General features: G+C 48.3%; 1 pseudogene. It reads left to right on the forward strand.

Features of this window, described 5'->3' with window-relative positions:
- Window positions 1–1,037 (forward strand): annotated as a pseudogene (locus tag AC805_RS26320) (hypothetical protein); the annotation flags it as partial.

Here is a 1,037-nt window from a genome sequence, read left to right on the forward strand (position 1 = left end):
AACCAGAGGGATCTGTACTCCTCATCCTTTGCAGTGGGAGGTAATAGCGGGTATGGCGGCGACATCAATCTAATTGCCCCCAAAGGGGATATCTTCGGTAATATGAGCAGTCTATATACTTTCTCTGCTGCGCCTAATGGAACATCTAGCAATGGTGGTTCGATCGGATTAGAAGCCCAAAATCAGATATCTGGACTGACATTACTAACGACATCCTCTTCCGATCGGGCGGGGTCGGTATCGATTTTTGGACATGGGAATTTAGCGATCGCCGATACCGTGGTTCTAACCAGTAAACAGGTTTCTATTTCCACTCCATTTACGGGAGTGGTTAACATTTCGACAAATGGCACAGGACGTTCGGGGGATGTCAATATCAACAGTTTGGGCAATCTCACCCTCACCAACTGTCGCATCGAAAGCGATACCAAGGGGCTGGACTCCGCTGGCAATGTCTCCCTTACGAGTAGCGGCTTGATTCGCTTTGACAATAGCCAAATTACCAGCAGTACCAGCAATGCAGGAATGGCTGGCAATATCAACCTCAATGCTAGCCAAGGTATTGACATCGGCAACAATAGCCGCCTTGCGGCGCTCACCAGTAGTAGTGGCAATGCTGGCAACATTGGTATCAGCACTGGGTCATTAACCTTACGAGATGGGGCGGAACTGTCAGCATCCACCTCTGGAAGCGGTCGAGCGGGTAACATTAGCATCAACGCTGATGACGTGACAATAGATCGGGCAAGGGTCTCTTCTAATACCTCTAGCTCTGGATCTGCGGGAGAGGTGAATCTCACCATTCTCAAGGGTTCGCTTTCCCTATTCAATGGTTCCGAAATCTCTACATCTACTCAAGGTAGTGGCAATGCTGGTAATGTGGAGATCTTTGCCAATAATGTAGCTGTTCAAGAAAGCATCATTAGCAGTCAATCCTCAGGTAGCGGTAATAGTGGTTCCTTAAATCTACATACTTCCCAACTCGCGTTAACAGATAATGCGGAGCTTTCTACAGCTTCGTCAGGGCTGGGTAAAGC

This window comes from Pseudanabaena sp. 'Roaring Creek' (genome assembly GCF_001402795.1).
Lineage (GTDB): Bacteria > Cyanobacteriota > Cyanobacteriia > Pseudanabaenales > Pseudanabaenaceae > Pseudanabaena.